A 6,854-nucleotide genomic window follows, 5' to 3' on the forward strand; every position below is an offset into this window, starting at 1 on the left:
GACCTCGCGCGAAGCATAGACAAGGGGCAGAAATAGGGGCCGTTCTGAACGGCTGCAACGCTCGTAAGTCACGGAATGGATTCTATGGTCTGCGCCGCGTCGCTTCGCTCCTTGCTCCGCCGTAGAATGATGAAGGCGTGGTGCCCGCCAGTGCGCTAAATCGCATCCCCCTTGCGGTTCGCCGCGACTTTGACCAGTCTGGGCACGCGCGGCAAAGGGGGGCAGTGCGATGCGCGGCGAGGTTCTGCACTATGACGAGCAGCAAGGCTTCGGCTTCATAACCGGCGCCGACGGCAAGCGTTACAGCTTCGCGCGCGAGGATCTGCGCCGCGAGATGGCGTTGGCCAGGGGCGCCGAGGTCGAATTCCAGCCGAATGGCGACCGGGCAAGCAGCATATTTTCGGTCCGCGCCCCCATGACCGGTCCGGCAGAGCCCGCCACCCCGACCGCGGCGTCTCCTCGCCCCTTGCCGGGCAGCGCGCCTGCGGTGCCCAACCATTTCGGCCGCAACGCCGAAAATGGAACGATCGGATCGACTGGCCTGTGGGACTATTTCTGGCGTGGCCTGACGACCAATTACGTCGATTTCTCCGGCCGCGCCCGGCGCAAGGAGTTCTGGGGTTTTTGCCTTTTCTGGACGATCGGCCTCGCCGTCATTGTCGGCGTCGGCCTCTCTGTGGATTTGGGAAGCGGCATCGAACAGGGCGACGACCTGCCGATCGTCATGATCTGCCTTGTCGTTCTCTACATCCTGCTGACCTTCCTGCCGTGGGTCGCGCTGCTCGTGCGCCGTCTGCACGATCTCGGCCTGACCGGCTGGCTCGCGATCCTCTGCTTCCTGCCCTATATCGGCTGGCTCGCGACGCTCGTCTTCGGGCTGATCCCGACCCAGGCCGGCGACAACAAATGGGGACCGATGCCGGTCGGCGTCAGGTTCTAGACTAGGGCCGCAAGCCAGACTGACCGTGTTCGCTCAAAGCGATGTATTCGATAATCTTGAAGTGCTTCGCGGTGTCACCACGAAGGGCCTTCTTGTGGGTTTGGATCGTCTCGGTCCCAACAATCTTGAATTCGGATCCTTCACAGGTAATTTCGCAATCAACCACCTTGCCGGGCCAAAGCCAGATCAAGAGCCCAGCTCAAACTGTTCTCGATCTGATATCGATCGCATACGAACTGCCGCAATGGCGCGAGACGCTGGTCGGTGCGAAAGTCGGCCTGGCGTTTATGCTCGCCAAGCGCATCCCTTTCGATGGCGCGACCCACCTCGCCCATCTGTCATCCAAGGAACTTGGCGATGATCGCGTCGCCCATCTCAACCGTGCCGACTTCCTTCATGCCTTCGGAGAGGATGTCCTTGGTGCGCAGGCCGTCTTCGAGCACGGCGGCGATTGCCGCTTCCAGTTTGTCGGCCTCGGCCACCATGCCGAAGGAATAGCGCAGGCACATGGCGAAGGACGCGATCATGGCGATCGGGTTGGCGATGCCCTTGCCGGCGATGTCCGGCGCCGAGCCGTGCACCGGCTCGTAGAGCGCCTTGCGCTTCTTGGTCTTCACATCCGGCGCGCCGAGCGAGGCCGACGGCAGCATGCCGATCGAGCCGGTGAGCATGGCGGCGATGTCGGACAGCATGTCGCCGAACAGATTGTCGGTGACGATGACGTCGAACTGCTTCGGCCAGCGCACCAGCTGCATGCCGCCGGCATCGGCCAGCATGTGATCGAGCTTGACGTCGCTGTAGCGGGCCGCGTGGGTCTGGCTGACAACCTCGTTCCACAGCACGCCCGACTTCATGACGTTGCGCTTTTCCATCGAAGTGACCTGGTTGCGGCGCGTGCGCGCCAGCTCGAAGGCGAGGCCCGAGATGCGCTCGATCTCGAACGTGTCGTAGACCTGGGTGTCGATGCCGCGCTTCTGGCCGTTGCCGAGATCAATGATCTGCTTCGGCTCGCCGAAATAGACGCCGCCGGTGAGCTCGCGCACGATCAATATGTCGAGGCCCTCGACCACCTCTTGCTTGAGCGAGGAGGATGCGGCGAGCGCCGGGTAGCAGATCGCCGGACGGAGATTGGCGAACAGCTCCATGTCCTTGCGCAGGCGGAGCAGCCCGGCCTCGGGACGCACCTCGTAAGGCACCTTGTCCCACTTCGGCCCGCCAACCGCGCCGAACAGCACGGCATCCGCCGCCATCGCCTTGGCCATGTCGGCATCGGAGATCGCCGCGCCATGCGCGTCGTAGGCGCTACCGCCGACCAGCCCCTCATCGGTGGCAAAACCGCTGCCGAGTTTTTCATTCATGGCCGCGATCAGCTTCTTCACCTCGGCCATGGCCTCGGGGCCGATGCCGTCGCCGGCGAGCAGGAGGAGATTTTTCGAAGCCATGGAGAACCGTCCCGAGAGTGTTTGGAGAAACCGCGGCCTTGCTAAACGCCAAGTGCTTGCGGCGCAAGCCTTTCAACCGTCACCGGTGCGAAAGGACATTCACCAGCCGGCCGAACGGGTCGCGCACATAGAAGCGCCGCACGCCCCAGGGCTCGTCGGCCGGGCCGTATTCGATGGCGAAGCCGGCCTTGCGCATGGCCGCAAGCGCCTCGTCGACGTCGTCGACCTCGATCGAAAGATCAGGCACCGGGGTGCCGGAGCCGCCCTCGGTCATGAAGCTGATCTGCACCGTCATCGTCTCGGCCGAGCCGCAGGTGACGATCCAGCCTTGGTCCATCAGCACATCAAGCCCGAGCACGTCCTGATAGAAATGCTGCGCCGCGAGGGTGTCCTGCGTGGCGATGTTGGCGACGATGCGCTTGACCTTTACCATCGGCTGATCCTTGCTTTGTGCAAGCCGGTGCCCCTGTCCTGGGCGACCTGCATCAGGCCGTGCGCCGGAGCGCCGTCGCCTCGATCTCGATCTTCATTTCCGGCTTGTTGAGCTGGCAGACGATCATCGTCGCCGCCGGCCGAATATCACCGAACGCCTCGCCGAGGATCGGGAACACCACGTCAACATAGGCCTGGTCGGTGATGTAGTAATGCGCCCGCACCACATCGGCCATCTCGAAGCCGCCGTCGGCCAAGGCCTTGGCAATGGTCGCGAGGCAATTGCGCGTCTGCGCCTCGACCGTGTCGGGCATGGTCATGGTGGCATAGTCGTAACCGGTCGTGCCGGAGACGAAGCACCAGTCGCCCTGCACCACCGCGCGCGAATAGCCGGCGGTTTTCTCGAAGGGCGAGCCGGTGGAGATGAGTGTGCGCATGGAGAGCCTCGCGTTGGATGCGCGCATTCTGAAACGGACGAGCGATCCAGTCGTGAGCCAGGGAGCGTAGACTGGCGGTGCAAACTTTTGATGCTGACGGGACAGCGCCCCCCTCTGGCCTGCCGGCCATCTCCCCCACTTGGGGGGAGATCAGATGTCACGCCGGTTTTCGCCAATCACCAGCGTTGCAAAACAGGCGGGGCGCCGAAACAGCCAATCTCCCCCCTTGTGGGGGAGATGTCCGGCAGGACAGAGGGGGGCGCGAAGGAACGCGACCTAGCAATAGAGGCTCGGGCTAATTCGCCGACCCCTGCGCGTCGTCATACGCTTTCTTGATATCCGCCGGCCACGTCTTCAGGTCGGGCCAGCCCTGTGGCTCGCCATTGTCGCCGCGGCGCGCGAAATAGACTTTGTGCTTGACCGGATCGACCGCCATGAAGCCGTCATTGCCGCCGCAATCATGCGGCACGCAGCCGGTGGCGTAGAAGGCGCCGGATGCGGTCTTTTCGGTGCCGCCGCCGACCAGCAGGCTGGTCGCCATGTCGGGCATGGTGTCGCCGAGCACCGTCTGCGCCGCCTTGTAGACCGCCTCGTTGTGGAAGGCGTCGATGATGTTGTCGTATTTCGACGGGTCGACATCTTTCCAGTCGGTGCCGGATTCCGGCGTGTAGGTGAGGTTGCCGGAGGTGGTCAGCCCTTCCGTCGGCGACCATTGCAGCGCCGCTCTCGTCTCGCCCGGCAGCAGAAAGGGCACATAGTAGATGGCGCTGTCGGAGACCGCGGCCGGCGGCGCGCCGCATTCGTCCTGCTCGACGGTGGTGGTCTGGATCTCGCCGCCTTCCGGCTTCCAGGCGATGACACTCGCCGGCCCGCATTGATTGCCGCCATCGCCGACATCGAACAGTGCGACCTTGACGCCGCCGACCTCGACAATCTTGTCGAAGAAGACGTCGTAATTGTCGGCGAGCTGCTTGCCGTCATAGGCCAGCACCTTCTCGCCATACTCCTCCTGCTGGGTGATGGTGAACTGGCCGCCCTCGAACGGGATCGGCGCCAGCTTGTCCTCGTCGGCCGGCGCCGCATCGGTGGTGCTCGACGCGCCCTGGTCGGCGGCGCCGCCGGACGCATCGTCGGCCGGCACCAGCACCGCGTCGGTCTGGGCATGCGCGCCCGCCATCGGCAGCAGGATCACCGCCAGCGCGCAGGCGCCGGCCAGAAGCGAGCGTGTCATGACTGTCCCTCCGTTCAGCCGCAGCACGAACCCGGCCTGTCGTGGCCGGGCTTAAGCATTCAGATACAGACGATCAGGCCCACGGGCGCTGCGCGGCGTTCTTCTGTTCGAACGAGTCGATGGCGCCGGCCTTCTCCATGGTCAGGCCGATGTCGTCCAGCCCATTGAGCAGGCAGTGGCGCTTGAAGTCGTCGAGGTCGAACGTGACCACGCCGCCATCCGGCCCGCGGATTTCCTTGGCCTCGAGATCGACCGACAGCGTGGCGTTGGAGCCGCGCGAGGCGTCGTCCATCAGCTTGTCCAGGTCTTCCGGGCTGACGGTGATCGGCAGGATGCCGTTCTTGAAGCAGTTGTTGTAGAAGATGTCGGCGAACGAGGTCGAGATGACGCAGCGGATGCCGAAATCGAGCAGCGCCCACGGCGCGTGCTCGCGGCTCGAGCCGCAGCCGAAATTGTCGCCGGCGACCAGGATCTGCGCCTTGCGATAGGCCGGCTTGTTGAGCACGAAGTCGGGGTTCTCCGAGCCGTCCTCCTTGTAGCGCATCTCGGCGAACAAGCCGGTGCCGAGTCCGGTGCGCTTGATCGTCTTCAGATAATCCTTGGGGATGATCATGTCGGTGTCGATGTTGACGATCGGCATCGGCGCGGCGACGCCGGTCAGCTTGGTGAATTTGTCCATGGTCCTTGCCGTCTTCTTGTCGTTCGGGAATTTGCTGGCGCACGGTTTACACAAAGCCGGCGGCAAATGAAAGGCAACTGTTCGTGCGCGGATCGGGCTCAAAAAAGGACTTCGAAATCCTGGCCCGCTGGTGCAGTCTTGCGACCATGACGGAACCATGCCGCGTCCTCTATGCCAGCGAGCCGGCGCTCGACGTCGCCGAGTTCCGCCGTGTGCTGGTGGAATCTGGCCTCGGCGAGACGCGCCCCGTCGACGACGAGGCCCGGCTGAAGACCATGCTCGGCAACGCCAACCTGGTGCTGACGGCGCGGCTCGACAGCGAGGGCAAGCCGCTTGTCGGTGTAGCGCGCGGCGTCACCGACTTCTCCTGGGTCTGCTACATTTCCGAGCTTGCCGTTTCCCGATCGGCGCAAGGGCTCGGCATCGGCAAGGGGCTGATGGACGAGGCCCGCCGCCAGCTCGGTCCCGCCGTCGCCATCAGCTTGATCTCGATGCCCAACGCGGTCGGCTTCTACGAGCGCATCGGCATGAGGCGCATGCCCGACGCTTTCTGGTTCTCCCGCAAGGGCTGATCCGTCTCCATATTCCTCACCGACTCACGGGCAAGTGATCGCCCGATCTGTCTCCCTGCTTGACATGCAACCAAATGGTTGCATATTAAAGCGATGAGCATGGATGCCGTCTTTCGCGCCTTGGCCGACCCGACCCGCCGGCAATTGCTGGACAGCCTCCATGCAAGGAACGGGCAGACGCTGAACGCGCTCTGCGAGCGGATGGAGATGACGCGCCAGGCGGTGACCAAGCACCTGGCGATCCTGGAAGAGGCCAACCTCGTCACCACCGTCCGCCGGGGCCGAGAGAAGGAACACTACCTCAACCCGGTTCCGATCAACGAGATCGCCGAGCGCTGGATCGGCAAGTTCGAGCGCCATCGGCTGGATGCATTGAGCGACCTGAAGAAACGACTGGAAAGGGAAGAGCCGTGAGCGACAACACCTTCGTCTATGTCACCTATATCCGCACCACGCCTGAAAAGCTTTGGACGGCGCTAACCGACCCGGAGTTCAACCGGCAGTTCTTCCTCTGCTCCTATCAGGAGAGCGACTGGAAGGTGGGCTCAAGCTGGAAGCTGATCTTCCCCGACGGAAGCATTGCCGACTCGGGCGAGATACTGGAGATCGACCCGCCCAGGCGCCTGGTCATCAAATGGCGCAACGAATGGCTGCCCGAGGTGAGGGAAGACGGCTATACGCGCTGCACCTTCGCAATCGAGCAGGATGGCGAACTGACGAAGCTCGCCGTCACCCACGAGGCCGACGGCCCGCACCGGCTGATCGAAAATGTCGCCAAGGGCTGGCCGCTGGTTCTGGCCAGCCTGAAGAGCCTGCTCGAGACCGGCAAGGGTTTTGACCGCCCGCCGTCGAAGGCGGCCTGAGCGCCTGATGATTGGTTTCGGCAACGAAGCGACCATTGACGGAGGCCGATGTGAACCCGGAGCAGCTGGCTGTGAGAGCCATGGCGAACAGCCGGACGGTCATGGCATCGGCCGAGATTCTCGCGCCGCCGGAACAGGTCTTTGCAGCGCTCGTCACCGACGCGGTCGAGCGCTGGTGGAGCTCTGCCGACTGCTACCGGATGACCGCCTGGGCCGCCGAGCTGCACGTCGGCGGCAGCTGGAGCGTCATCGTAAAGA

General features: G+C 63.8%; 10 protein-coding genes and 1 pseudogene. 5 read left to right on the plus strand and 6 right to left on the minus strand.

Going from position 1 to position 6,854, the window contains the following annotated elements; genetic code table 11:
• Positions 1 to 229: 229 nt before the first annotated feature.
• On the plus strand, positions 230 to 940 hold the full coding sequence (locus tag EN745_RS26125) for a DUF805 domain-containing protein (protein ID WP_127422606.1): 711 nt from the start codon (positions 230 to 232) through the stop codon (positions 938 to 940).
• 158 nt (positions 941 to 1,098) lie between these two features.
• Here EN745_RS26125 and EN745_RS36330 read toward each other — a convergent pair whose 3' ends face one another.
• The 6 genes from EN745_RS36330 to leuD form a co-directional block, all read right to left on the minus strand.
• Positions 1,099 to 1,275, minus strand: a complete 177-nt coding sequence (locus tag EN745_RS36330) for a hypothetical protein (protein WP_189347901.1) — start codon at positions 1,273 to 1,275, stop codon at positions 1,099 to 1,101.
• A gap of 3 nt (positions 1,276 to 1,278) precedes the next feature.
• Positions 1,279 to 2,382, minus strand: a complete 1,104-nt coding sequence (leuB, locus tag EN745_RS26130; RefSeq protein ID WP_127422607.1) for a 3-isopropylmalate dehydrogenase — start codon at positions 2,380 to 2,382, stop codon at positions 1,279 to 1,281.
• A gap of 79 nt (positions 2,383 to 2,461) precedes the next feature.
• Positions 2,462 to 2,815, minus strand: coding sequence for a VOC family protein (locus tag EN745_RS26135; RefSeq protein ID WP_126057393.1), 354 nt, complete (start codon positions 2,813 to 2,815; stop codon positions 2,462 to 2,464).
• A gap of 52 nt (positions 2,816 to 2,867) precedes the next feature.
• Entirely contained in the window at positions 2,868 to 3,251 is a 384-nt protein-coding gene (locus tag EN745_RS26140; protein WP_126057392.1) for a RidA family protein, read from the minus strand.
• A gap of 295 nt (positions 3,252 to 3,546) precedes the next feature.
• Entirely contained in the window at positions 3,547 to 4,482 is a 936-nt protein-coding gene (locus tag EN745_RS26150; RefSeq protein WP_127422608.1) for a hypothetical protein, read from the minus strand.
• 73 nt (positions 4,483 to 4,555) lie between these two features.
• Entirely contained in the window at positions 4,556 to 5,161 is a 606-nt protein-coding gene (gene leuD / locus EN745_RS26155) for a 3-isopropylmalate dehydratase small subunit (protein WP_126057390.1), read from the minus strand.
• A gap of 146 nt (positions 5,162 to 5,307) precedes the next feature.
• On the opposite strand from leuD, the gene EN745_RS26160 reads away from it, so the two are divergent.
• The 4 genes and pseudogenes from EN745_RS26160 to EN745_RS26175 all read left to right on the plus strand — a co-directional run.
• Positions 5,308 to 5,733 carry a GNAT family N-acetyltransferase gene (locus EN745_RS26160; protein ID WP_126057389.1) on the plus strand — a complete coding sequence of 142 codons (426 nt, stop codon included), beginning with the start codon at positions 5,308 to 5,310 and terminating at the stop codon, positions 5,731 to 5,733.
• Positions 5,734 to 5,826: 93 nt separating this feature from the next.
• Positions 5,827 to 6,147, plus strand: a complete 321-nt coding sequence (locus EN745_RS26165; RefSeq protein ID WP_126057388.1) for a metalloregulator ArsR/SmtB family transcription factor — start codon at positions 5,827 to 5,829, stop codon at positions 6,145 to 6,147.
• Positions 6,144 to 6,596: an SRPBCC family protein gene (locus EN745_RS26170; RefSeq protein ID WP_126057387.1), complete on the plus strand. Its 453-nt coding sequence runs from the start codon at positions 6,144 to 6,146 to the stop codon at positions 6,594 to 6,596. Before EN745_RS26165 ends, EN745_RS26170 begins: the two co-directional genes overlap by 4 nt.
• A 35-nt stretch (positions 6,597 to 6,631) precedes the next feature.
• A pseudogene (locus tag EN745_RS26175) lies at positions 6,632 to 6,854 on the plus strand (hypothetical protein); the annotation flags it as partial.

The sequence above is a fragment of the Mesorhizobium sp. M4A.F.Ca.ET.022.05.2.1 genome, from assembly GCF_003998845.1.
Classification (GTDB): domain Bacteria; phylum Pseudomonadota; class Alphaproteobacteria; order Rhizobiales; family Rhizobiaceae; genus Mesorhizobium.

Bases quoted from the DNA above. Each gene is read 5' to 3' on its own strand.
- EN745_RS26125 (WP_127422606.1), top strand. From the start codon at position 230: ATGCGCGGCGAGGTTCTGCACTATGACGAGCAGCAAGGCTTCGGCTTC.
- EN745_RS36330 (WP_189347901.1), bottom strand. From the start codon at position 1,275: ATGGGCGAGGTGGGTCGCGCCATCGAAAGGGATGCGCTTGGCGAGCAT.
- leuB (WP_127422607.1), bottom strand. From the start codon at position 2,382: ATGGCTTCGAAAAATCTCCTCCTGCTCGCCGGCGACGGCATCGGCCCC.
- EN745_RS26135 (WP_126057393.1), bottom strand. From the start codon at position 2,815: ATGGTAAAGGTCAAGCGCATCGTCGCCAACATCGCCACGCAGGACACC.
- EN745_RS26140 (WP_126057392.1), bottom strand. From the start codon at position 3,251: ATGCGCACACTCATCTCCACCGGCTCGCCCTTCGAGAAAACCGCCGGC.
- EN745_RS26150 (WP_127422608.1), bottom strand. From the start codon at position 4,482: ATGACACGCTCGCTTCTGGCCGGCGCCTGCGCGCTGGCGGTGATCCTG.
- leuD (WP_126057390.1), bottom strand. From the start codon at position 5,161: ATGGACAAATTCACCAAGCTGACCGGCGTCGCCGCGCCGATGCCGATC.
- EN745_RS26160 (WP_126057389.1), top strand. From the start codon at position 5,308: ATGACGGAACCATGCCGCGTCCTCTATGCCAGCGAGCCGGCGCTCGAC.
- EN745_RS26165 (WP_126057388.1), top strand. From the start codon at position 5,827: ATGAGCATGGATGCCGTCTTTCGCGCCTTGGCCGACCCGACCCGCCGG.